We start from the raw sequence: 23,800 nt of genomic DNA on the forward strand, positions 1-23,800 counted from the left end.
TGAGGTACTTCTCTGGCTCAACACGCAGCCTCGGCCTGCTTCCAGCAGCGGACGGTCTTTTGACTGCAGCCCAGCTCCACGGCGATCGCCGGAACCCGTAGCCCCGACCAGCTCAACTCAACCATCCGGGCCCGCATCACCACATCACGCGGCGCCTGCTGAAGGCCGGAAGCGCCTCGTCGTACGTGGCGAGCGCCTCGGCGTGGCGGCCTTGAGCGCCGGTCGCGATCGCGGCGATGTTCAGCGCCGCGGCTGCGTACTCGTCGTCGCGTGGCCGCGACCGGGCCACGGCGCGGGCCTCGACCACTGCTCGGCAGGCCCCGATGATCTGCCGCGTTCCCGAACGTGGGCCAGACAGTCGCACGCCGGGGTGGACGAACTGGACTCCGCGGGCGTGGTGCGCACAAGGACGCCACAGGGCCTCCTGCTGGCTCTGACTTCGCCAACTGCGAGCCAACTGCGAGCCAACAGGAGGCCCTCTGCTGATCGGATACGGGTGCCAACTCGCCCGATCCAAAAACCTGTTCGATCAAGAGCGAGCGCCTGATCGGGAACACGAGGGCGGGCCAGTGCTTGTTGGTCGGGACAGAGGGAAGGGGTTGTGCGGACGCGCGGCCGTAGCGTCACGACTGTTCTGTCAGGAAGGCCAACACCGCACCCAGGAACTGCTCCTGCCCTTCGACGTTCGCCATGTGTACCGTGGGCAGGAGGATGAGCCGCGCGCCGGGGACGGCCGCGGCGAGTTCCTTCCCGTGGTCGGCGGACGTGACGGTGTCGTGCTCGCCCGCGATGACCAGTGTCGGGTTGTGGATGAGTGTGGCGGTGCGGCGCAGGTCGTAGTCGCGCACCGCGGCCCAGCTCCCGGCCACGCCTTCGCGCCGCGTGGCGAGCAGAGTACGGCGAAAGCCCTCGACGACCTTGTCGTCGCCTTGCAGCATGCGGGCCGGGAACCAGTTGTGCAGGAACATCTCCGCGGTGCCCTGCATGTCGGGGGCTTCCAGCAGTTCGGCGATCGGTCGATCCCACTGATTCGCCGGGCCGAGGTACGCGGCGGTGTTGGAGAGCACCAGGCGGTCGACGCGCTCCGGAACGTGGATCCCCAGCCACTGCGCGACGATTCCGCCCAGAGACAGGCCCAGCACGTGCACCCGCTGCAGGCCCAGGGCATCCAGCAGTTCCACCACGTCGCGCCCCAGCCGGTCCAGGGAGTAGGGGCCGCTTGGGACATCGGAGGCGCCGTGGCCGCGCGCGTCGTAGCGCAGCAGCCGGAAGTGCTTGGTCAGAGCCGACACCTGGCCATCCCACATGTGCAGATCGGTACCGATGGAGTTCGAGAGCAGCAGCACCGGCTTGTCCTCGTCACCGTCGAAGCGGTAGGCGATGCGGACGCCATCGCCGGTGGTGATGTCAGTACGGGCCTGGGAAGTCATGTCAGCTCCAGTGATCTAGCGGCTATGCACTCAGCCTATGAACACCACCTGGCTGATTGCTATTACAAAGATCGGACGGTCCCTGTAGGTTTCCTGGACGATGTCGAACTTCACACTCCACGAGTTGCAGTGCTTCAACGCCGTTGTGCTCGACGGCGGTTTCCAGGCCGCGGCCGAGCGGCTGCACCGCTCGCACCCCTCGGTGTTCGCGGCAGTCGCCAAGCTGGAGCGCCAGCTGGGCCTGGACCTGCTGGACCGCTCCGGCTATCGGGTTCAGCTCACCGAGGCGGGTCACGCCTTCCACCGCAAGGTGCGCTTCCTGCTGCACGAGGCCCAGGAGTTGCAGACGTACGCCGAGCAGTTGGCGATGGGCGAAGAGGCCGAACTGCGTGTGGTGCTCGGGGACCTGTGCCCGCTTCCGCCGGTGTTGGAGATGTTCAGCGGTTTCTTCGCGCAGTGCCCGCAGACACGACTGCACCTGCAGTTCGAGACGGTCACCGGCCCCTGGGAGCGGCTGCTGGAGGACGAAGCCGACCTCATCGTGCACCGCGTCCCCAAAAGCGACGTGCGGATGGAGTGGATCGATCTCGGCCGCGTCGCGCTGGTGCCCGTGGTAGCGCCCGGTTTCCTGCCGTTCCCTCCGGACACTGACATCACACCGCAGCGGATGCAGGCCTTCACTCAGTGCGTGGTCCGGGATTCGGCGCGGCATCCGGCCGAGCAAGGCCATTTCCTGGTCGAAGGCGCGCCTCAAAGCTCCGTTCCTGACCACCTCATGAAGAAGGAGCTGATCTTGCACGGCATGGCGTGGGGACACGTGCCCCGATTCATGATCGAGACCGAGCTGCGTGACGGACGGCTGCTTTCCATCGCCGGACGGCACTTTCCCGGTGTGGTCGAGGAACTCTCGGCAGCTCGTCGGCGCGACCGCCCGCACGGGCCGGTCGCCGACCAGCTGTGGGACTTCTTGGCCCGCCATGCACCGGTCCTCCGGCCGACGCTGGGCCGTGTGCCCAGGGCGAAGAAAGGACCGGAACACCACAGGTGACCTAGCGCACCATGATCGTTGTCGTATCGGAGGGGGTAGTTACTGGTCCTGATCGCATTGCGAGATACGGGTCTTCACCCCAGGGGTCCCATCACGGGTGTATCTGAGGAGCAAGCATTTCTGCGCGCCGTAGCGGGAGAGGGCTGTATCGTTCCGCCCTTCCGTCCCAAGCCGCCCCGGCTCACGGCCGTTTGCCCGCTGGGCCGAGCGGCCCCCTCGCGGCACTCAGAATCATGACACCTCGCCGCGACTGCCCCAGCGGCCTGCCCAACGACCGCTGGGCGCTGATCGGATCGTCACCCACAGCAGCCATCCAGTGGTGGTGAACCGGCCCCGGCTGTCGCATGGTTGTGGCCGCCTGTGTTTCGCCATGCCCCGTCCCCCTGCCCGGCCCCCGGGCGTCACGTTCAGCGTCGGGGTGTGCGGGGTGGGGGCGGCAAGGACGCGAACCAGCCGCCGGGGTGGGCTACAGCAGCTTGGACCGCCCGGTCCCGGGCGACGCGCTGGCGCGGCGTCCGCGGGCGATACGGCCGGGCCTGCCGCGCCGTACGGGGCCTTCCACGCCGGCCGCGCGCCGCGCCCACTTCGCGACCGTCTCCTCCGGCACCGAGATGAACTTCAGCGATGCGGTGACCTCGGACTTGCAGGCGGGCATGCCGCAGTGCACGGGGGAGGCGTCCACTCCGAGGCTGGGGTAAGTCATGGAGGCGGGTGGCAGGTACTTGCCTGCGCACCCGAGGCACACGTAGACCTGGCGGCGGGGTTTGTCGGTGTCGCGCATCGCTCTCCCTGGGGTGGTGCGGGTGCCGCCGGTTGTGCCGTGTCAGCTGATACCGCTGCCGTTGCAGGTGCCGCACGGTCCCATCCACCGGTGTTCCACGGGTATCTGATTGCCGTCCTTGTCGATCTCGACCGTGTGTTCCAAGTGGTCGGTGACGCCGTCGCCGCCGCAGGCCTGACAGGTCCGTGGTTGCGGCTGTTCGTCACCGGACACGCCTTCCAGCATGGCTGCTCGAGGGCGCCCGCGTCAGCAGAGCAGCCCAAATCGCTAGGGCGCGCCATGCCCCCCCACCGCTCGGCCCCTCCGCCCGCGACGGATTGAAGTCGGCGTGTTGCTCTTGACCCACGACGAGTAGGTGGGGGTGAAGTGCAGGCGGAAGCGGGCCCCATTTTCCCCGTCCTGGTCGCCATTCGCCGGGCCCATCTGAAGGAGTTCGGGACCGCCAAGGAGAGCCGTGTGTTCGGCAGCCACGGCTAACCGGTCGAGGGGAAATGCAGGTGGAGTCGGCGGTGGACCAGCAACCACGTGCGGACCGGCTCGGCCTTGTGGGTGTCGTAGTTGTTCACGATCAGGTGCACATCGGGTGCGCGAGCGGAGCCAGTCGTGGCTGCGGAGTTCGTGTACCCGCAGCCGCGGCGCCGAGATCGCCACCCGCCACGAAGCGCCACGCTGAGGGATGTGGCCTGCTGCGGGCTGCCGCCGAACGGGCGCGGAGTCAGGTCGTCTTTGCACGTAGCCGCACTCCACGAGCGCCACCGGTACCGGCTCAACCGGCAGATGTCCCCGTCAGTGGCGGGGCATCTGCCGGGGCCCGGACTTCACAGGTCGGCCGACATTGCCGTGCGTGGAGTGCTGTGTCCTTCCGGCGGGGTTACGGTCACCGTCGTGTCGGTCGCCTCGCGCGTTACCTGGTACGCGGCGGCAGGGCGGCCGGCGTGGTCGGGGACGGTGACCGTGACCTGGTGTGCGTCGGGGGTGACGAGCAGGGTGAGGCCGTCGAGCCAGTCCCCGTCGGGTCGCTGTGTGTCGGAGCCGAGTGGGAGGACCGCTCCTGGGCGGACGTACAGGGGCAGGCTGTCGAAGCCGTGCCTCTCTCGGCGCCAGGCCGGGCCCTGGACGTGTTCGCCGGTCAACAGGTGGGTCCAGGTGCCCTGGGGCAGGTAGTACTCGACGAAGCCGTCGGCCGAGAAGACGGGGGCGACGAGCAGGTCGGGGCCGAGCATGTACTGCCGGTCCAGGGCGCGGGCGGTGGGGTCGTCGGGGAACTCGAGGAGCATGGGCCGCATCAGCGGCACGCCGGTGTGGTGTGCTTCGGCCGCGGCGCCGTACAGGTAGGGCATGAGCCGGTGCTTGAGCCGGGTGAACTGCCGTGTCACGTCGACGGCTTCGTCGCCGAACTCCCACGGCACCCGGTAGGAGCTGGAGCCGTGCAGGCGGCTGTGGGAGGAGAGCAGGCCGAAGGCGAGCCAGCGCTTGAAGACGGCCGGGTCCGGGGTGCCCTCGAAGCCGCCGATGTCGTGTGACCAGAAGCCGAAGCCCGACAGCGACAGTGACAGGCCACCGCGCAGCGACTCTGCCATGGCGCCGAACGACGACCAGCAGTCGCCACCCCAGTGCACCGGGTACTGCTGGCCGCCCGCCGTGGCCGAGCGGGCGAAGAGGATCGCCTCGCCTGTGCCGCGTTCCTTCTCCAGGAGCTCGAAGACGGTGCGGTTGTACAGGTGCGTGTAGTAGTTGTGCATGCGCTCTGGGTCGGAGCCGTCGTGCCAGACCACGTCGGTGGGGATGCGCTCGCCGAAGTCGGTCTTGAAGCAGTCGACGCCCTGGTCGAGCAGCACCTTCAGCTTCGCCTGGAACCAGGCGCAGGCCTCGGGGTTGGTGAAGTCGACGAGCGCCATGCCCGCCTGCCACAGGTCCCACTGCCAGATGTCGCCGTTCGTCCGCTTCACCAGATACCCCGCGGTGGCGGCCTCGTCGAACAGGGCGGACTTTTGGGCGATGTACGGGTTGATCCACACGGAGATCTTCAGGCCCCGTCCCTTGAGCCGGGCCAGCATGCCCTGGGGGTCGGGGAAGACGTCCGGATCCCACTGGAAGTCGGACCACTGGTACTCGCGCATCCAGAAGCAGTCGAAGTGGAACACGCTCAGCGGGATGTCCCGCTCGGCCATGCCGTCGACGAACGACGTCACCGTCTCCTCGTCGTACTGCGTGGTGAAAGAGGTGGTGAGCCACAGTCCGAACGACCACGCCGGCGGCAGCGCCGGGCGGCCGGTGAGCGCGGTGTAGCGGCGCAGGACGTCTTTGGGCGTCGGGCCCGCGACGACGTAGTACTCCAGCGTCTGGTCCTCGACGCTGAACTGCATCTGGCCCACCGACTCCGAGCCGATCTCGTAGCTCACCTTGCCGGGGTGGTTGACGAACACGCCGTAGGCGCCGGCGGGGGAGACGTGCAGGCTGAACGGGACGTTCTTGTAGGCCTGTTCGCTGCTCGTGCCGCCGTCGGCCTGCCACATGTCCACGACCTGGCCGTTCTTGACGAACGGCGTGAAGCGTTCGCCCAGACCGTAGACCTGTTCGCCGACGCCGAGCGCCAACCGCCCGGCCATGTGGTGCGCGCCGTCGTCGGTGGTGAAGAAGGCTGTGCCCTTGCGGTCCGCCGATGTCATCTCCCGGCCGTCCGCGTCATGGAACGACAGCGCCCAGGGCGCGGCTTGGTCCAGGCGTGCGGTGAGGGGGCCGCTGGTCAGCTCGATCATGTCGCCGTCGCGGCGCACTTGGCCGACCCCGGTGTCGGCGCCCGGCAGGCCGAAGTCCGGTCCGGGGTGGCGCTTGCCCGCCAGGTGTGTGGTGCGGACGCCGATGACGCCCTCGGCGGGGGAGAAGCAGTCGACGGTCAGCAGGGGGGAGTTGAGGGTGTCACCGCGGCGCTCGACGCGCTTGATCGCGGCGTGGGCGGTGAAGCGGTCGGCGTCGGCTCGGACACTGCGGACCTCGGTCGCGTACGAGGCCTCGATCCCGTCGCGCATGAGCCAGAAGCCGTCGGTGAACTTCATGATCTTCCTCGGGGTGGTGCGGGGTGGCAGTTCGGGTCGCGGGAGCCGTCGGACGTGCCCTGCTGAGGACGACGCTGGTCGGTGGCATGACGCCGCCGGTGCGTGGAGGCTCTCAACTGGCTTGCGATCTTGAAGGAGAAGTAGCTGCGTGGGCCATTTGATCGTACAGAAAACAAAACGGCAAGGGCTCTTCTTCGGCGCGATCGCGGAAGCGCTTCGATTCCTGATAGCGCCAGGTAGCGACGCTTCTGCGGGGCGTGAAGTTGGTGAAAGGGTCTAGCGTCGAAGCGCTTCGTGGCGTATTAGTCATGTCAGAAAACAAACTCGCAGCAAAGGGCCGCACCATGTCCGACCGCTTCACCCCCACCCCCGAAGACACGTTCACGTTCGGTCTGTGGACCGTCGGTTGGCGGGGCAACGACCCCTTCGGCGATGCCACCCGCCCCGCCCTTGACCCCGTCGAATCCGTACACCGGCTCGCCGAACTCGGTGCGTACGGCGTGACGTTCCACGACGATGACCTCATCCCCTTCGGATCCTCCGACGCCGAGCGCGGGGCCATCGTCAAGCGGTTCCGCGCCGCCCTCGACGAGACCGGACTCGCGGTGCCGATGGCCACCACGAACCTGTTCACCCACCCCGTCTTCAAGGATGGCGGCTTCACCGCCAACGACCGCGACGTACGCCGCTTCGCGCTGCGCAAGACCATCCGCAACATCGACCTCGCGGTGGAACTGGGCGCCACGACGTACGTTGCCTGGGGTGGTCGTGAGGGCGCGGAGTCCGGGGGTGCCAAGGATGTGCGCGTCGCGCTCGACCGGATGAAGGAGGCCTTCGACCTGCTCGGCGAGTACGTCGTCGAGCAGGGCTACGACCTCAGGTTCGCGATCGAGCCCAAGCCGAACGAACCGCGCGGCGACATCCTCCTGCCGACCATCGGCCACGCGCTGGCGTTCATCGAGCGCCTGGAGCGCCCCGAACGCGTGGGCGTCAACCCGGAGGTCGGCCACGAGCAGATGGCGGGCCTGAACGTCCCGCACGGCATCGCCCAGGCTCTGTGGGCGGGCAAGCTCTTCCACATCGATCTCAACGGCCAGACCGGCATCAAGTACGACCAGGACCTGCGCTTCGGCGCCGGTGACGTGCGCCAGGCGTTCTGGCTCGTCGACCTTCTTGAGAGCGCCGGCTACCAGGGGCCGCGCCACTTCGACTTCAAGCCGGCGCGCACCGACGGTGTCGACGGCGTGTGGGAGTCCGCGAAGAACTGCATGCGCAACTACCTCATCCTCAAGGAGCGTTCGGCCGCGTTCCGGGCCGACCCCCAGGTGGACCAGGCGCTGCGCGACTCCCGCCTCGACCAGCTCGCGCAGCCCACCGCCGCCGACGGCCTGGCCGAGCTCCTGGCCGACAAGGGCGCGTACGAGGACTACGACGCGAACGCCGCCGCCCAGCGCTCCATGGCCTTCGAACGCCTCGACCAGCTCGCCATGGAGCACCTGCTCGGCGCGCGCTGACCCCCGCACCCCGCGATCGAGCCCGTACGGACCAGGCCGGAGCCGTACCGGGATCTGCGAACACCCCCGGCGGGACACGGGCGTCCCGACGGTCGGCCACACCTCCCAGGCAAGGGCAACCACCGTGACAGCAGCACACATACCGCAGCGCGCGCGTGTCAGGCGCCGCCGTGCCGGTCGGCGGACGACGGTCCCGCTCACCGTTGTCTCCGCGCTCGTGGCCACCACGGCACTCGCCGGCTGCGGCCAGCAACGCGACGACGACGTCTACACCGTCCTCAACTCGTCGACCGACGACTCGTATCACGGCTGGGACGCCGCCACCCTGTCCCGCTGCAGCAAACGGCTCGGCGTCACCATCGAGCAGCAGAGCGTGCCGGCCGCACAGGTGATGACGAAGTCCCTGCGCATGGCGTCGTCGAAGTCACTGCCGGACGTCATCCAGTTCGACGCCTCCGAGATGCCGACGTTCGCCGACGCCGGCGGACTGATCGACCTGCGCACGCTGGGCCTGTCCACCCAGGACATACCTAGGGGCATCGTCGACTTCGGCTCCTACAAGGGCACGTACTACGGGGCCGCGCGCACGGTGAACACCCTCGCCCTGTTCTACAACAAGGACACCTTGAAGAAGGCGGGTCTCGAAGTCCCCACCACCTGGGACGAGATGCGGCGAGCCGCCAAGAAGCTCACCAAGGGCAAGCAGTACGGCATCGCCCTGAGCGCGGGCGGCGCGGAGGACGGCGTCTTCCAGTTCACGCCGTTCATGTGGTCCAACGGCGGCGACGAGTCGCACCTCGCGAGCAAGCCGGTCGCCCAGGCGCTCGACTACTGGAAGAGCCTCCTCAAGGACGGCTCACTGTCCAAGTCGACCGTCAACTGGACCCAGGCCGACGTCAACGACCAGTTCATGGCGGGCAACGCCGCAATGATGATCAACGGTCCGTGGCAGGTCGAGACCCTCAACACCAAGAAGAACCTGGACTGGGGCATCGCCCGGATCCCCGTGCCGAAAGCGGGCGATGACTCCGTCGGCCCGCTCGGCGGCGCCGTGCTGACCGTGCCCAAGACCGGTGACACCGCACGCCAGAAGACCGCCGCCAAGATCATCGACTGCATGGCCGGCGAGAAGGAGCAGATCACCTACGCGCGCAACAGCTGGATGGTCCCCGCCAACGAGAAGGCCGCCGCCGTCTGGCGCAAGGAAGTGCCCGAACTCGACGCCCTGGCCGACCAGGTGGCCACCGCGCGCTCGCGCACGGCCAAGGTCGGCGCGCGCTGGTCGTCGGTGTCGCTCGCCCTGCAGAGCGCCTTCCAGTCCGCCCTCACCGGACAGTCCAGCGAGGCCGCGCTCCAGCGCGCCCAGCAGCGCGCCACGAGCGGGAAGTGACGTGACGAACATGTCGACCACCACAGCCTCCGCGACCGAACCCGCCGCCGATCACCTGGCGACCACCGCCAAGAAGCCCGACCCGGCACGCGCCCGGCGCCGCCGCAGGCTCTCCCAGTGGGGCTTCATCGCGCCCGCGGTCATCTTCATGGTGCTCTTCTTCGGCTACCCGCTCGTACGCAACGTCCTGATGAGCTTCCAGGACTACTCGCCCTCCACCTTCTTCGACGGCAAGGCCCCGTTCAACGGCACCGACAACTGGAGCAAGGTCTTCCAGGACGACCTGTTCGGCAAGGCGCTGTGGCACACCGTCGTCTTCACCATCGGGTCCCTGATCGGCCAGTTCGGCATCGGCCTCGCGCTCGCCGTCTTCTTCACCAAGAGATTCCCGCTCAACGGCGTGCTGCGCTCGCTGATCCTGCTGCCCTGGCTCGTCCCGATGGTCGTCTCCGGCATCGTGTGGCGCCGCATCCTGGACCAGGACACCGGTGTCCTCAACTCCTTCCTCGACACCTTCGGCCTGGGCGGCGCCACACCCTGGCTGACCAGCCCCGGCATGGCCCTGTTCTCCGTCATCCTGGTGAACATCTGGATCGGCATCCCCTTCAACATGGTGATCCTGTACGGAGGTCTTCAGGAGGTCCCCAAGGAGCTGTACGAGGCCGCTTCCCTGGACGGCGCGTCCGCCTGGCGCACGTTCCGCTCGATCACGCTGCCGCTGCTCAAGCCGGTCATCACCGTCGTGCTGGTCCTCGGCTTCATGTCGACGGTCAAGATCCTCGACCTGATCCTCGCCCTGACCGACGGCGGCCCCGCCGACTCCACCCAGACCCTGGGCACCCTCACCTACCAGAACTCCTTCGTGCAGCTGGACTTCGGCGCGGGCGCCGTCGTCGGCAACGTCCTCATCCTGATCTCAGCCGTCTTCGCGGTGTTCTACCTGCGGGCCAACCGCTCCGAGGGGAAGTGACCCGCATGGCGACCACCACCATCACCAAGACACCTGCCGCCCAGCGACCTGCGACCAGGGCCAAGCGCCGCTGGGGCGCCACTGTCGTCGGCGTACTCATCCTGTGCGTGATGCTCTTCCCGCTCTACTGGATGCTCAACACGGCCCTGCAGCCCACATCCGGCCTCCTGGAGGTCGCGCCCATCCCGCACGGGATGGACCTGTCCGGGTTCACCTCCGCGATCCGCGAGCAGGGCGGCCACCTGCTGACCTCGCTCGCCGTCGCCTTCGGCGCCGTCACCATCTGCCTCGCGATCGCCGCCCCCGCCGCCTACGGGCTCGCCCAGTTCCGCCTCCGCGGCACCCGCACCATCGTCTTCGGCACGCTCATCACCCAGATGGTGCCGGGCATCGTCATCGCCAACGCGCTCTACAGTGCCTACGTCGATCTCGGCCTGGTCAACTCCTACTTCGGCCTCATGCTCGCCGACGCCTCGCTCGGCATCCCCTTCGCCATCGTCCTGATGCGCTCCTTCATGGTGGCCATCCCCAGGGAGGTCATCGAGGCCGCCGAAGTCGACGGCGCGGGCCGGCTGCGCACCTTCGTGCAGGTGGTGCTCCCGATGAGCCGCAACTCCCTGATCACCGCGGGCCTGTTCTCCTTCCTGTACGCGTGGAGCGACTTCATGTTCGCGCTCACGCTCAACACCACCGACGACGTCAAGCCGGTCACCCTCGGCATCTACCAGTACATCGGCGCGCACGTCGGCGACTGGGGCTCCGTCATGGCCGCATCCGTCCTGTCCGCGATCCCGGCAGCGGTGCTGCTCGTCCTCGCCCAGAAGTACATCGCCGCCGGCATCACCGGCGGATCCGTCAAGTAAGCCACGTACGCCAAGTAAGGCCATCCATGAGTGACTTGCCCGTCTTCCCCTCCGGCTTCGTCTTCGGCGCGGCCACCGCCTCCTACCAGATCGAGGGCGCCGCGCACGAGGACGGCCGCGGCCCCTCCATCTGGGACACCTACTGCCACACCCCCGGCCGCGTCGACGGAGGCGACACCGGCGACGTGGCCTGCGACCACTACCACCGCTACCCCGAGGACGTGGCCCTGCTCCGCGGCCTGGGGGTCGACTCCTACCGCTTCTCCATCGCCTGGCCCCGCATCCAGCCCACCGGATCCGGTCCCGCCAACGCCAAGGGCCTGGACTTCTACTCGCGGCTGGTCGACGAACTCCTCGAAGCCGGCATCGAACCGGCGGCCACCCTCTACCACTGGGACCTGCCGCAAGGCCTGGAAGACCAAGGCGGCTGGCGTGTGCGCGAGACCGCCGAACGCTTCGGCGAGTACACGCAGATCGTCGCCGAGCACCTCGCCGACCGCGTACCCCGCTGGATCACCCTCAACGAGCCATGGTGCAGCGCGTTCCTCGGCTACTCCGTCGGCCGCCACGCCCCCGGCGCCCAGGAGGGCACCGGCGCCCTGGCCGCCGCACACCACCTGCTCGTCGGCCACGGCCTGGCGATGAAGGCGCTGCGCGCGGCCGGCGTCCGGGAGGCCGGCATCACCCTCAACCTCGACCGCAACATGCCCGCGAACGACACGCCCGCCGACCGCGCGGCCGCCGTACGCGCCGACACCCAGCACAACCTGGTGTGGACGGAGCCCATCCTCGCGGGCCGCTACCCGGCGACCGAGCAGGACACCTGGGGCGAGCTGATCACCCGCCAGGACTTCCGCCGCGACGGAGACCTCGATCTGATCGCCCAGCCGCTGGACTTCCTCGGCATCAACTACTACCGGCCGATCGTGGTCGCCGACGCCCCCTACCGCGAGCCCGACCCCGCCCACCGCGTCGCCACGGACAACCGCTACCAGGAGACGGCCTACCCGGACGTGCGGCGCACAGCCATGAACTGGCCCGTGGTGCCCGAGTCCTTCACCGACCTGCTGACCGCGCTCAAGGACACCTACGGCGAGTCGCTGCCGCCGATCCACATCACCGAGAACGGCTCGGCCGAGCACGACGTGGTGGGCCAGGACGGCGGCGTCCACGACCCGGACCGCGTCGCCTATCTGCACAGCCACCTGACGGCTCTGCGCGCCGCCATGGACGCGGGCGTCGACGTACGCGGCTACTACGTCTGGTCGCTGCTCGACAACTTCGAGTGGGCCCTTGGCTATGCCAAGCGGTTCGGGATCATACGCGTCGACTACGACACCCAGCAGCGCATCCCGAAGGACAGCTACCACTGGTACCGGCAGCTGATCACGGCACACCGGGGCTGACACCGTCCCGCAGCGCTCGGCGGACCGACACCGCCAGGCCCCCGCCCTGCCCCCGGCCGGGGCGAGATGTCAGTCCGCCGCGCGCTCCACGTACGCCGCCGGGTCCGCCAGGACCTCACGCACCACGCGCCCGGCCGCGCCCCGCGCCGCGTCACCGGACGAGGACGAGGCCCGCAGCCGCTTGCTGCCCGGCGTCCACAGGCCCGACACCACACGGGCGGTCAGCTCCTCGTCTGCGGCGGGGGCGAGCCATGGCATGAGGTCGCGGAAGACACCGCCCAGAATCACCGCGTCCGGGTCGATCAGATTCACCGCGCCCGAGAGAACCCGGCCCAGCCGACGCCCGGCCTCCTCGATCGCGTACCGGGCCTGCGGCTCGCCCTCGCGCGCCCGGCGCTCCAGCTCCGCGAGCCCGGTCAGGCCCGCGCTCTCGTCGAGATCCGCCGCTCGCAACAGCGCCGCCTGTCCCGCGTACTGCTCCAGACAGCCCCGCGCACCGCAGCGGCACTCGGGTCCGTCAGGCTCCACCATCACATGCCCGATCTCACCGGCGAACCCGTGGGCGCCCCGCAGAAGTTGACCGTTCAGCACCAAGGCGCCGCCGATACCGATCTCGCCGGTCAGGTAGATGAAGCTGGTCACGCGGTCGGCACTGTCGCCGAACCACAGCTCGGCCATGGCCGCCAGGTTCGCCTCGTTGTCGGCACTGACCGGCAGTGCGCGGTGCGTGGGATGCAGCGCCGTCAACGCCTGCGCGAAGAGCCCCTCCACAGCCACGCGGTTCCAGCCCAGGTTCGGCGCCTGGCGCACCGTTCCGCCGGAGACCAGGGCGGGCAGGGCCAGTTCGGCACCGACGGGGCGAAGCTTCTGCTCCGCGGCGGACTCGATGGCCCGGGACGCTAGCCGTGCCGCCTGGGCCAGGACCGTGGCGGGCGGGGCGCCCCGGTTGTCGGTGCGCTCCACCAGGCGTACGCGGTCGGTGCCGGCGAGGTCGATGACGCACACCGTCACATAATCAATGTTGATCTCGACCCCGAGCCCGGCGGGCCCGGTCCGCGCCACCTGCAGCGCCGTGCCCGGCCGACCCGCCTGTCCGCTGAACGTCTTGCCCCACTCGGTGAGGAATCCCTCGGTGAGGAGCTGATCCACGAGCGAGGACACCGCGGCCCGGGTCAGTCCCACCCGCGCGGCAACCCCGGCGCGCGTCGTCTCACCCGCGTCATGGACCGTGCGCAGCACCAGGCTCAGGTTGTGCCGCCGCACGGTGGCTTTGTCGGCCTTGGACGGCGCGGCGGACGGATCGTTGCTGTTCATCGTGGGTCCGACCCTATGCGAAGGGCCGCGACGACCTGCACAGCTGCGGCTGCGCCTTGGGTGCCTCGGGTGCCTGGGGCTGCAGCGCCGCCCCACGGCAGCCACGATGTAAGGATTGTCAGTGGGCGCGCTGCCTTCGCGCCCGGACCACCAGAAGATCACCCGACCCAGAACCCCGTTCGAGCCACCAGGCTCCACGATCGGTACAGCAACGGGCACTTACTGAGCGTTTGGTCCATGGAGGTGTGTTTGGTCCCGGGGGCAGGCGAAGGGCGACCGATCTGAAGCTCAACCGGACACACCTGCCGGGCGTCCAGATCGGCGGCTCCAACAAGGACCTACGCAACTTCGTCACCATGCACCGAAACGCCAACAATCCGGTCATGAAGAAGGTCGAGGACCAGATCCGCGCTGCAGTCGACAAACCCAACGCGAGGTCATCGACTACACAGTCATGCCCATCTACCGGACCAACGACCCAAGCGATGTCGTCCCCGTTGCGAGCACGCTGGCGGCGAGAGGAAACAAGGGCTTCACCTTCACCCCCTACGAAGGCGGCAGCAACACCAACACCGTCACTATTCTGAACGTCGCCAAGCCCTGACCCACCAGGAAGAATGCTGATCCCCCATGCACTCCGCCGTTGAACGCCTTACCGTGCTCATTGCCCCTCCTGGCCCTCGCCGCTCACGAGACTGGGCCGCCGTGGAGCAGCAGCTCGGTACTGCCCTGCCGCAGGACTACAAGGAACTCGTCGAGGTCTACGGGGGCGGGCTCTTCGACGAGGAGATCTGGCTCCTGGACCCCGAGTGCTCCGACAAGGACTACAACCTTCTTGCCGAGGCCAAGTCACGTGCGGAGATCCTGGCGAACTTGTGGGAGACCGAGCCCAAGCCACCGCAACTGCAGGAAAACGACGGAGCCCAGGTGCTGCCCTGGGCCTACATCGAGGGCACCGGCGCCATGCTGTACTGGCTGCGCCGGCCGGGACAGAAGCCAGAGGAGTGGACCATCCTGTTCAACGAGGGCCGAGGGCCGGAATGGGAACACCACCCCCACTCCTGCGCGGATTTCCTCCTCCTTGCTCTCACCGGAGAAGCCAACACAGTATATTTCGACGACTTCCCCCCTGAGGAGCATGAGTTCGAATCCAATGACGACCTTCTCTGAGACCGCGTTTGCGACCTCGATCCAGGAGATGTGTAGCTGGTCCGGTCGGCGCCAAAACCCGATTGCGCCGTGGTGAAGGATGAAGGACGTGGTCACCAAGGAACGTGCTGTGGAGCTGGTCGAGATCCTGCTGTCGAGAGAGCAGCAGGAGTCGCCATGTACGGCGCGGCTGCCTGAGCTCGCTGTCCTCGATGTGGAGGAGCACGCCCTCGGGTGGCTGGTCTTCTGGCAGTCGGTGGAGTACATCCGCAGTCGCGACACCGAGAAGATGCTGGTGGGCCATGGGCCCTATCTGGTGGACCGGCAGGATGGAAGTATTCACCACATCCCTGTCACCACGTACGTCGGCGAGGGCTGGGAAGATCTCTACCTCCAGCAGATCAGGGGCATCCGACCGGCCGACCCGCTGATCGCGGCTGTCCGGGCACTCGCGCACTCCGAGGGGACGATGGCCGCGATACGCCACCTACGGAAGCAGGCCCCCCTGCTGGGACCACAGCAGGCGAAGGCGTATGCCACGTCAGTCCGAGACGGAAACGAACCTCCAGAGGAACTGGTCAGTCTCACCCGGAAGCCGGAGGCATGCCTGCCTCTGTCAATCAAGACCCTGGCCGGCCCGGTTCGGTAGCGGCCCGGCGAAGAGGACGGGGTCCTGGTCGGGTCGCAGGCCCTCGTCGGGCGAGTCGGCGGACCATGATGCCGATCATTGCCCAGCGGATCATGGTCTCGGAGTGGGGCCGGGCTCGTCTCGTAGTCGCGCGCGAGGCGTCGGTGGGCGGTGAGCCACGAGGTTGCGTCGGCCGCGCGGTGAGACGCCTGCCGTGGCAGGTCCCGTTCCGCGCGGCCTCCCGCCGAACCGGACATGACGGTTTCCCGTCATCCGTCTCTCCAGTGACTACAACGTGAGCGGTTCAGGCTGCTCGCGCGGGACACACAATGCCGTTGCGGCGCTCTGCATTTCGCATACCTCCCGGGGCTGGCGTGTCCGAGTCACCTCTCTTTCAAGACCTGGCGGCTTCCTGGAAGAGCTTCACGTCCGTACAGCCATGGGGGGCTGTAGACCGCTCGGCGAATTGCCGCAGGGCTGCTCGTGCGTAACGATGCTGCGGCTTGGGGTCGTCGTCGTATGCGCGGTAGTCGATCGCGAAGACCGCATGTCGCGGTGAGCCAGGGCAGGTTGCTTCAGCTCGGAAGAGGAAATCCGTCAGGAGTGGGTCGGCCTTGGGCAGATCCCTCGTGGTCTGTGTCTTGAACCGCTGTTCATCCGCGAAGGTTCCGTAATAGGCGGACAGACGGAACAGGGGCCGGCCCTGGTCGTCGATCAGCAGGCAGTCCTCGACGGGCGCGTCGCCCACCGCGGTCCCATGGGCACGCCTGATCAGCCAGCCCGGTGTGACGCCCTCACACGTGCCGCTCACCCCGGCGAGAGCCGGCGCATCCGGGTATGTCTCCCGCCCGTAGTCGAGCGGTATGACTGGTCCTATGCGGCCGCCTGAGCGGGCATCACAGCCGTACTCGCGGGCGGCAGCCTGCGCGGTCTGCGTCGCAAACCGGGCCAGTCGCACGCGCTGTGCTGCCTCCTTGTACGGACGCGAGCCTCAGCTGTTCACGAACAACGACAGGCTGTCGCCGGCACGCGGCCCCGTCGTGTTGCGGCATTTGAGGACGACGGTGGCCGCAGCGCCCTCGTCCTTGAGATTCACCATGCCCGTCCAGCCCCCGCCGATCGGCACCGGAAGCGCGGCAGTGAAGGTTTGGGCCTCCCGCCCGGAAACGGTGTGGGGCCCCCAGGCTTTGGAACGCCACTCCGTCCGGACCATCGCCCGCTGCTTGTACCCGCCCGGCCCGTCAAGCCAGCAGATGACAGGCGGGCTTGATCCGTCCGGAGACTTCCCTCCTGCGTCGCTATGGCTCGTGTCGCCGCTGACGTCATCGGTGTCGAGCAGTGCGCGCGCCTGTCCGACGGACGCCGTGCCGTCGCACGCATCGGCCACGGACCTCTCATCGCGCCACTTCGCGTAGCCGCCGCTGACGAAGAACCATCCCGTTACTAGAACCGCGAGGAGCGTCAGCGCAGCGGCGCCGTATTGCATGCCCCGGTGTCGTATCAGCCTTGCCCACCACTGCACCTGGCACCCCCGCTTGGCTTGTCATGATCGCGCAAGCGACAGTAACTGCGGAGCCCAGTTGCCCCCCCCGTTGGATTCAGCCCACCCCCGCGGCGGCGAGAGGCCCACGCCACAGGGGCTGCAGCCGGGGGTGAAAAGGACGTGGCCAGCCTCCCGGACGATGCACCCGTCACCGTGCCTGCGAACAGACACTGACCCCGGCCGCTCACCTGGCATGAACCTTTCCAGGCAGGCTCTCAGCTTGAGTTTTAAGTGCGCCACGAGCGCAGAGAGTGAGGTTGATGTAGGCGACTTCACCGACGCACCAGACTCGAACTCATCGAGCTCGCCGACTGGATCAATCCGATTGTGGCGGGCTGGATGACGTACTACGGCCGGTTCTACCGGTCGCAGTTGTACCCCTTCCTGCGACGCATCAACACCTACCTGATGCGATGGGCGCGGAAGAAGTACAAACGGCTGCGGGGCTACAAACGCTTCCGTGCATGGTGGACTGGACTCGTGCAACGAGCGCCGGGACTCTTCAAGTACTGGGCGTGGGACCGCGAGTTCGTGTGGACTCGATGAGAAGAGCGGAGTGACGGGAGACTGTCACGCTCCGTTCTGTGGGAGCCCGGGGGTGAGATCCCCCGGGCCACCCGACCTTGTTGCTCGGCCCTCGTCCCAGCGGAACCAGGCATGCTCCTGATCGATGTGGAGGAGGAACTGAGCAACGGGACCCGACGGTGACTCCAGAGTCAGGGCACCTTCGATGAGGTCGTAGACAGCGTCGAACCGTTCGAACTCCCCGGCCTCGACAAGGGCATTGGCCTCGTCGAACCAGGGCTTGAACTGGCCGAAGGCAGGCTCTGGGAAGAAGCGTCCGCGCTGCCAGGGCATTCCTGGCTCGTCGACGGTAATCGTGCCGACGAGGGTGCTGCCGCTCAGAAGCCGCCACTCGTCGTGAAGGTCCGTCATCCTGGCTCCATGGCGTGGTCCTTACGACCTTCCCCCAAGGCCGTGCCCAGCATGGCTTGCCCGGCTCGCAGAGGTTACGGAACACCTGCGCGACGACACCGCGCCGGGGTGGAGTTCCGAAACCTCTCCCGGCTCGGCCCTCGCCCGCTCCTCAAAGCGCTGAGCTGCGCCGCAGCGGAAGCGTCCCTCTGGGGGGGCAGCGGTGTGCTCGGCCCACAACCAGCAGCGTGGTCGCACAGGTAGCCGGTGCGGTGATCACGGGAAGTGAGGTGGTCCCCGTCTGGTGGATCTGGCGGGAGCGGGTGGTGCGGTGAAGGCTGGTCAGGTTAGAGGGAGGTGCGGGGTTTCGTCTGGGGCGGGGGCGGAGGCGTTTCCGGTCGGCGGGAGCGCGGAGGGCTGGTCCGGCGTCGGGTGTTGCGCGGGCGGCAGCGGGGCGAGGCCCTTTTGTGCCCTCAGGTACTCGGCTTCGGCTCGTTTCAGCTCGGCCCGGGCTTTGAGGACTGCCGCCTCTCCCTCCTTCTCTGCGCGGATGAGGGCGGCTTGTCCGGTTGCGGCTGCGCCGCTTCCCTGCCCGGTGTCCTTCTGCTTGGCTCCCCAGGCCCGCAGGAGGCGCGGGACGGCGGCGATGCCCAGGGCGATCAGGGTCGGGGCGCTGACGGCCACGGCGGCGATCGCCGGCGCGTCCGTGGGCCCGAGGTTGGCGACGTCGACGGAGGAGAGCAGTCGCCGAAGCCCAAGGGTCAGGAGGGCGAGGAGAGTGAGGACCACGAACGCCTCGCGGTCGGGTGCGCGTGTCGGCACCCGCGGAAGGTGCATGTACTTCGCGTAGTCGGGGTCACCCTGGCCGCGCTCGCCGAACTCAGCCTCTGGTCTCGTGGCCCGGTATGCAGCCTTCGCCCTCCTGGCCCGGATTTTTACTTCTGTCCTCGTGGCCCGGATTTCAGCGAGCCTACGCTCGAATTCGGGGCCCACGGCAAAGGAGGCGGCTATGAGGAGCCATACCCATACGTAGAGCAGGGTCTGCCAGGTTTCCGCCGGGAGGTTGTAGAAGCTTGCCGTGGTATTGACCGCCAGGAGCAAGATCACAGTCAACCGAAGGGCGCTGACGCGCCGGCGGAGGGCGCCCAGCTCGTATTCATACAGAGATTCACGCGGCGCGTACATAGCGTCAGGGTGGCGGAGGACTGCCGCATCCGGCAGGTGTCTGACGTAACTGGCCCCCGCCTGGGTTCAGAGCCTGTGTCTGGTCCTTGGAGTCGTGCCCGCTGCAGTCCTGCATCTTCATTTGGCCCCCGCAGCGGGCGGATCAGAACCAATGAGACGTATCAGCTACGGATCAGATCCGGTGAGAAGAGACCAGCTCAGCTGAGAACTCACACTGTCCGAGAACCTGGTCGGCGTAGTCCGGTAAGAGGTTATCGAGGTAGGTGTAGAAGGGCTGATGGTCCGGATTGCGGCCCTGGAGTTGGTGGATGACTGCGGCATCGACCACGGCGACTCCCTCCACGGGGAGTGGTTGCAGGTCAGGTGCCAGACGCCACTCGCTGCCGGTGAGCCGGGACCAGACCAAGGCGGAGAAGCCGACGCGGACCCGAGCCCCTCTCTGGGAGACGCCGACGATGAGTCGGCGTCTGCTGGGGTAGTTCTCGACGATCCTCTGCAGGCCCGACTCGGGGAGAGTCCAGTTCTCGAAGCGTTTTCGTCGAGCGGCGTAGTCCACGGCCGGCTGGTCAGCGACGTGATTGGTGAGACGTTGGAACGGCATGGACAGATCGGCTCGGCGACCGTGCAAGCGCTCCTCCAAGGGGCGGAACCTCCTCCAGGCGGCTATCCAAGTCGGAGGGATGCCGAGATAGGCTCCCGTCTCGTTTAACGGCATGCCGTGGCCGCCTGGACGAGATGGGCTGCGAGGCCTCTGCGGACCGCGACGTTCCCAGGAGAGCGGCCCGATGTGTGGCCGAGCGGTCCCGTGATGATCTCTGCCCGTTCCCCGGGGAGGAACTGGGGGACCGCTTTCGCCGAGTAGCTGCGCCGGCGGATCTGCGGAAACCCCGGCAGAGCAACCTGAGTGGGAAGGGGCCGGGGGAACCGCTGGTCGAGCAACTGGAGGACTTCGTGGCGGAACAGCGGTGACGCTCCGCGTCGCAGCCCCGGGATGCGATTCCTCCTGGGCGTGAATGCCCGGGGTTCCTCGCAAGATCACGCTGAAGTGCGGAGCCAATTCCCGTACCGGCGCGATGCGGGTCAGCTGGAACTCGGCCAACGGCCGCTGGCGCGCCGGGGTCTGCAGCCGTCGACCGTACGATGGTGACGGTGATCAGCCTATCGGCGCGTACAGCACCCCCAGCTTGTCGATCTCGGTGCCGGCCCATCCAGTGAAGCCGACTATCTGCCAGCCGGACGGTGCCGTGAAGGTCTTGGTGTCCGAAGTCGCCGTGCCGGCGGCCAGCGTGCGGCCCCTGTCCGTGGTGAACGACGCCGAGAAGATCCTCGTGCGGCCGTCCTTCTGGCCCTGGGTCACCTTGACGGCGGTGAGGTGCTCGCCGGAGGCCAGCGTCAGGGACGTCGTCGTGCCGCCCGTGCCGCCGTGCGTGAGGGCCGTGCCGCCGTCGTGCGTCAGGGTCACCGCGTCCAGACGGGAGCCGCCGCGCAGGGTCAGGGTGCGCGGGGACACCGGCGTCGGCAGGTCGTCCGCGTCGTTGAAGGCGGTGCCGTGCGGGCCGCCGATGAAGTCGCTTGCATTCAGGGAGGGGTTGAGGGTGTAGGAGAAGTCGACCGTGTGCGGGAAGTGGTCGGACAGATCGCCGCCCGCGGAGTCCAGGAACGTCGCCCACTCGTTGTTGTAGCGGATGGCGTCGAGCGTCAGGAGCTTGCTGCCGCGGTAGAGGATCTTGTCGACGACCTCGCAGCCGTTCGGCGGGGCCGTCGTCGGGCACAGCAGCGGGTCCGCACCCTGCGTCGGCCGGACACCGCCTTTGGCCAGCTGTACCCACGCGTCCGTCAGGCCGTTGCTGTCGGCGAGGGTGCGGATGTTGTCGCCGCTGCGGGTGTACCGGGTATTGGTGTCACCCATGACGATGACCGCGTTGCCGGACGAGTTCGCCTGGATGAAGTCCGACAGCTGCTCGACGTTGGCGCGGCGGGCGGCCAGCGCGTCGGCCGAGTCGTCGGCGTTGGTGTGGACGTTGTAAAGGTCCACGAAGACGCCCTCGGCGAGGCGGACCCGGGCGACCGAGAAGCCCTTGGGGGTCAGGCAGTTGGTGCCCGTGCACTTGTTCCACTTCACCCGCTCGAAGTCTTCGAAGGCGTAGTCCGAGAGGGTGTTGAGGCCGTCGCCGAAGGGCACGCCGCCGCTGGTCGCGGTGCGGTGGGGGTGGTTGTCGCCCGCGTACAGGGCCGCGTGGTAGTTGAAGTCCTCCTGGACGTTGACGATGTCGTACGCCGCAAGGCGCGGTGAGATCAGCGGGGTGTTCTTCTCGGGGTTGCCGGAGCTCAGGCCTTCCGGAAGGCCCGCGACGTTGTACGTCAGGACGTTGAAGGTGCCAGTGGCGGCGGCCACCGCCGCGGGGGTCGAGTCGGTGGTGGCCTTCGCGCTGGCGAGGGGGGTGGCGAGGCCGGTCAGGACCAGGGCCGCGGCCGCGAGGGTGCCGATCAGTCTTCTCATGGGGGCGTCTCCGATGGGTGACGTGGAAGATGAGCGCCGTTCAGGATTCCCTCCGAATGGGGTGACGTACAAGGGCAGTTGGGGACACAGTGCGAGATGAGCCGTTCTGCCGCGTCTAGGGCGCCCGGCCGCCATTCGTTGCTTGTTCAACGTTCAGGTTTCGCCTTGAGCTTGGAGCCTCCACACCCGGCGCAGCAGCGCCGCAGGAGGCGGCCGCAGCAGGCAGCGGTATCAGGAGGAACTCATGGGCCACGGACACGCGCACGGTCATCACCACCACGGACACGATCACGACCACTCGCACGCCACGGCGGCGACCGCGCTGCCCGCCGCCTTCGACACCTCCGTACCTGACGAGGCACTCAACCCCGAGCAGCAGTCGCGCCGCACGCTGCTGCGCCGGGCGGGCCTGCTGGGCGCGGGGGGTGGACGCCGGCAGTGTCGTCGCCCAGGCTGCCGCCGCCCCCGCAGCGGCTGGATCCGCCCCCTCCGCCGGCCGCAGAACCGGCGGCTTCCTGTGGCTGGCGGGTGACCACCACATCCACACCCAGTACAGCAACGATGGCAAGTACCGGGTCGTCGACCAGGTCCGCCGGGGTGCCCGGCACGGCACGGACTGGATGGTCATCACCGACCACGGCAACGAGACACACGCCAAGATCGGCGTCGAGAAGGTCAACCCGGACATCAGGCACGCCCGGGTCGCGTACGAGGACACCCTCGTCTTCCAGGGCCTGGAGTCGAACATCCCGGCCGCCGAGCACGGCACGGTCTTCGTACATCCCGGCCGGAACGAGGTTTCCGTCCTCAAGTAATTCGAGACCGACTACGACGGCGGCGTGAAGAAGGCGACCGACTCGACGCCCGCCAACGAGGCTCTCGCCATCGCGGGCCTCACCTCCCTTGCGGAGCAGGTGCAGCGGCGCAAGGTCAAGGACGTGTTGATGCTCGCCAACCACCCCGCCCGCAAGGGCATCGACTCGCCCCACGAGATCCGCGCCTGGCGCGACGCCACGTCCGCGGGCCACCAGATCGCGGTCGGCATGGAGGGCGCCCCCGGCCACCTGGCCGCCGGGCTCGAGAAGTCCGTCGGCATGGGCCGGGCCCGCGGTCTGTACGACGGCGCCCCGGACGCCAACTTTCGGGCGGCCCGGACGGTTGACGAAATACTGAGTCGCTCTGGGCGGAGGGCGGCCGGCCGCTGAACGGTTCCAGGTCAGTCACACTACCGGTGAACGCCGGGCCGACCGACACCGCCTTCCGGGCCGGAGGGGAACCCACGCTGCACCCCGCGCGCGGGGATGGACCCCTCGGCAACGACGCCCAAATACGCGGTCGATCTGCTCTCCGCGCGCGCAGAGATGGACCCACCGGCTAACGGGCAAGCTGTAAAATACCGGCCGCGCAGCCCACACTTGTCCTTCACCACCCGCCTCTGCTTTCTATGTGTATCGCCAGCCACACGAGCGGTGCCGCTGCCAGAACGATCAGCACCAGACAGCACGGTGCCTGGGACGGCCCCTTGAGCGGCTCGGCTGCTACCTGGGCGGCCACTCGGCGCACGTCGTCGGCGTTATACCGCACCTTGTGGGCGTACCCCGTAGTGGTCGGCCAGCTATCCGTTGCTATCCGCACCCCATGGGCCACCGCATTCACATGCACCGAGTGCGTACGGACGCCCGGCCACAAGTAGCTCACCTCGCGAGCCGTCAGCATGACCTTCTCATCGTGCGCCATATTCCGCCCTCCCCCCTGCAGCCGGTGGCACGACATCATGAACTGTCCCACAGTCAGGCGAAGTTCGTTCCCCTATCGATCCTCGGCGTTCCGACGCGGCGATCCGCTTCCCGGGCCCCGAACGCCTGGCGCGAGCGGGCTGGCCCTCGTCATCGAGAACGGGCGGTCAGGGTCTGACCGCCGCCATGCCGGACGGCCCGGTCCGCGGCCGTCCGGCGCCAGTAGTAGAAGCTGGAGCGGGCGACGTTGAGGATGGTGCACAGCCGCTTCACGCCCTAGTACTCCAGCCGTAGATCGTGATCATGGATACGGAGGCTGCTCGCCGGTAGCCTGCCTGGGTGGCTGAGATCTGGGGCGAAGAGCAGTTGATC

The 23,800-nt window shown here is 68.0% G+C and carries 22 protein-coding genes and 3 pseudogenes; 11 read left to right on the forward strand and 14 right to left on the reverse strand.

The features are described 5' to 3' along the window. Positions 1-17: 17 nt before the first annotated feature. The 3 genes from AB0E78_RS36600 to AB0E78_RS36610 all read right to left on the reverse strand — a co-directional run bounded on the left by AB0E78_RS36600 (position 18) and on the right by AB0E78_RS36610 (position 1,430). On the reverse strand, positions 18-137 hold the full coding sequence (locus tag AB0E78_RS36600; RefSeq protein WP_361842327.1) for a helix-turn-helix domain-containing protein: 120 nt from the start codon (positions 135-137) through the stop codon (positions 18-20). Continuing rightward, positions 137-307, reverse strand: coding sequence for a hypothetical protein (locus tag AB0E78_RS36605; protein WP_361842329.1), 171 nt, complete (start codon positions 305-307; stop codon positions 137-139). The genes AB0E78_RS36600 and AB0E78_RS36605 overlap by 1 nt, the downstream gene beginning before the upstream one ends. A gap of 316 nt (positions 308-623) precedes the next feature. Then, positions 624-1,430 (reverse strand): alpha/beta fold hydrolase, encoded by an 807-nt coding sequence (locus AB0E78_RS36610; RefSeq protein ID WP_361842332.1) that lies wholly within the window; start codon positions 1,428-1,430, stop codon positions 624-626. Between the two features lie 100 nt (positions 1,431-1,530). Between AB0E78_RS36610 and AB0E78_RS36615 the strand changes: the two genes are divergently transcribed. Continuing rightward, positions 1,531-2,478: a LysR family transcriptional regulator gene (locus AB0E78_RS36615; protein ID WP_361842335.1), complete on the forward strand. Its 948-nt coding sequence runs from the start codon at positions 1,531-1,533 to the stop codon at positions 2,476-2,478. A gap of 466 nt (positions 2,479-2,944) precedes the next feature. Here the strand turns inward: AB0E78_RS36615 and AB0E78_RS36620 are convergent, their stop codons facing one another. The 3 genes from AB0E78_RS36620 to yicI form a co-directional block, all read right to left on the reverse strand. Then, positions 2,945-3,259, reverse strand: a complete 315-nt coding sequence (locus AB0E78_RS36620) for a hypothetical protein (RefSeq protein ID WP_361842338.1) — start codon at positions 3,257-3,259, stop codon at positions 2,945-2,947. A 42-nt stretch (positions 3,260-3,301) separates the two neighbouring features. Further along, positions 3,302-3,472: a hypothetical protein gene (locus AB0E78_RS36625; protein WP_361842341.1), complete on the reverse strand. Its 171-nt coding sequence runs from the start codon at positions 3,470-3,472 to the stop codon at positions 3,302-3,304. Positions 3,473-4,077: 605 nt separating this feature from the next. After that, positions 4,078-6,315, reverse strand: coding sequence for an alpha-xylosidase (gene yicI / locus AB0E78_RS36630; RefSeq protein ID WP_361842344.1), 2,238 nt, complete (start codon positions 6,313-6,315; stop codon positions 4,078-4,080). A gap of 344 nt (positions 6,316-6,659) precedes the next feature. On the opposite strand from yicI, the gene xylA reads away from it, so the two are divergent. The 5 genes from xylA (at position 6,660) to AB0E78_RS36655 (ending at position 12,458) form a co-directional block, all read left to right on the forward strand. After that, on the forward strand, positions 6,660-7,829 hold the full coding sequence (xylA, locus tag AB0E78_RS36635; RefSeq protein ID WP_361842413.1) for a xylose isomerase: 1,170 nt from the start codon (positions 6,660-6,662) through the stop codon (positions 7,827-7,829). Positions 7,830-7,968: 139 nt separating this feature from the next. Next, complete coding sequence (locus tag AB0E78_RS36640) at positions 7,969-9,219, forward strand: sugar ABC transporter substrate-binding protein (RefSeq protein ID WP_361842415.1); 1,251 nt, start codon at positions 7,969-7,971, stop codon at positions 9,217-9,219. Between the two features lie 10 nt (positions 9,220-9,229). Further along, positions 9,230-10,189, forward strand: a complete 960-nt coding sequence (locus AB0E78_RS36645; protein WP_361842346.1) for a sugar ABC transporter permease — start codon at positions 9,230-9,232, stop codon at positions 10,187-10,189. Between the two features lie 5 nt (positions 10,190-10,194). Next, a complete protein-coding gene (locus AB0E78_RS36650) occupies positions 10,195-11,052 on the forward strand; it encodes a carbohydrate ABC transporter permease (RefSeq protein ID WP_361842349.1) in 858 nt (285 codons plus the stop codon). 26 nt (positions 11,053-11,078) lie between these two features. After that, entirely contained in the window at positions 11,079-12,458 is a 1,380-nt protein-coding gene (locus tag AB0E78_RS36655) for a GH1 family beta-glucosidase (RefSeq protein WP_361842352.1), read from the forward strand. A 69-nt stretch (positions 12,459-12,527) separates the two neighbouring features. Here the strand turns inward: AB0E78_RS36655 and AB0E78_RS36660 are convergent, their stop codons facing one another. After that, on the reverse strand, positions 12,528-13,772 hold the full coding sequence (locus AB0E78_RS36660) for an ROK family transcriptional regulator (protein WP_361842355.1): 1,245 nt from the start codon (positions 13,770-13,772) through the stop codon (positions 12,528-12,530). A 284-nt stretch (positions 13,773-14,056) separates the two neighbouring features. On the opposite strand from AB0E78_RS36660, the pseudogene AB0E78_RS36665 reads away from it, so the two are divergent. The 3 genes and pseudogenes from AB0E78_RS36665 to AB0E78_RS36675 form a co-directional block, all read left to right on the forward strand. Further along, positions 14,057-14,376: pseudogene (locus AB0E78_RS36665) on the forward strand (DNA/RNA non-specific endonuclease); the annotation flags it as partial. A gap of 101 nt (positions 14,377-14,477) precedes the next feature. Then, positions 14,478-14,942, forward strand: coding sequence for an SMI1/KNR4 family protein (locus AB0E78_RS36670; RefSeq protein WP_361842357.1), 465 nt, complete (start codon positions 14,478-14,480; stop codon positions 14,940-14,942). 88 nt (positions 14,943-15,030) lie between these two features. Then, positions 15,031-15,570, forward strand: coding sequence for a YrhB domain-containing protein (locus tag AB0E78_RS36675; RefSeq protein ID WP_361842360.1), 540 nt, complete (start codon positions 15,031-15,033; stop codon positions 15,568-15,570). A 373-nt stretch (positions 15,571-15,943) separates the two neighbouring features. Here AB0E78_RS36675 and AB0E78_RS36680 read toward each other — a convergent pair whose 3' ends face one another. Together AB0E78_RS36680 and AB0E78_RS36685 are read right to left on the reverse strand one after the other, a co-directional pair. Then, positions 15,944-16,507 carry a hypothetical protein gene (locus AB0E78_RS36680; RefSeq protein ID WP_361842363.1) on the reverse strand — a complete coding sequence of 188 codons (564 nt, stop codon included), beginning with the start codon at positions 16,505-16,507 and terminating at the stop codon, positions 15,944-15,946. 33 nt (positions 16,508-16,540) lie between these two features. Beyond that, positions 16,541-17,035: a hypothetical protein gene (locus tag AB0E78_RS36685; protein ID WP_361842366.1), complete on the reverse strand. Its 495-nt coding sequence runs from the start codon at positions 17,033-17,035 to the stop codon at positions 16,541-16,543. Between the two features lie 333 nt (positions 17,036-17,368). On the opposite strand from AB0E78_RS36685, the pseudogene AB0E78_RS36690 reads away from it, so the two are divergent. Then, positions 17,369-17,638: pseudogene (locus tag AB0E78_RS36690) on the forward strand (group II intron maturase-specific domain-containing protein); the annotation flags it as partial. Positions 17,639-17,662: 24 nt separating this feature from the next. Here the strand turns inward: AB0E78_RS36690 and AB0E78_RS36695 are convergent. The 4 genes from AB0E78_RS36695 to AB0E78_RS36710 form a co-directional block, all read right to left on the reverse strand. Beyond that, a complete protein-coding gene (locus tag AB0E78_RS36695) occupies positions 17,663-18,028 on the reverse strand; it encodes a hypothetical protein (protein ID WP_361842369.1) in 366 nt (121 codons plus the stop codon). Positions 18,029-18,349: 321 nt separating this feature from the next. Beyond that, on the reverse strand, positions 18,350-19,192 hold the full coding sequence (locus AB0E78_RS36700; protein ID WP_361842372.1) for a hypothetical protein: 843 nt from the start codon (positions 19,190-19,192) through the stop codon (positions 18,350-18,352). A gap of 172 nt (positions 19,193-19,364) precedes the next feature. After that, on the reverse strand, positions 19,365-19,907 hold the full coding sequence (locus AB0E78_RS36705; RefSeq protein ID WP_361842375.1) for a hypothetical protein: 543 nt from the start codon (positions 19,905-19,907) through the stop codon (positions 19,365-19,367). Positions 19,908-20,345: 438 nt separating this feature from the next. Continuing rightward, positions 20,346-21,692: a jacalin-like lectin gene (locus tag AB0E78_RS36710; RefSeq protein WP_361842378.1), complete on the reverse strand. Its 1,347-nt coding sequence runs from the start codon at positions 21,690-21,692 to the stop codon at positions 20,346-20,348. Between the two features lie 244 nt (positions 21,693-21,936). Here AB0E78_RS36710 and AB0E78_RS36715 point away from each other — a divergent pair. Next, positions 21,937-22,831: pseudogene (locus AB0E78_RS36715) on the forward strand (PHP domain-containing protein); the annotation flags it as partial. A 747-nt stretch (positions 22,832-23,578) separates the two neighbouring features. On the opposite strand, the gene AB0E78_RS36720 reads toward AB0E78_RS36715, so the two are convergent. Further along, entirely contained in the window at positions 23,579-23,701 is a 123-nt protein-coding gene (locus AB0E78_RS36720) for a hypothetical protein (RefSeq protein WP_361842381.1), read from the reverse strand. Positions 23,702-23,800: the final 99 nt, after the last annotated feature.

The organism is Streptomyces sp. NPDC032198, from assembly GCF_040636975.1.
In the GTDB taxonomy this organism is placed as follows: Bacteria; Actinomycetota; Actinomycetes; order Streptomycetales; family Streptomycetaceae; genus Streptomyces.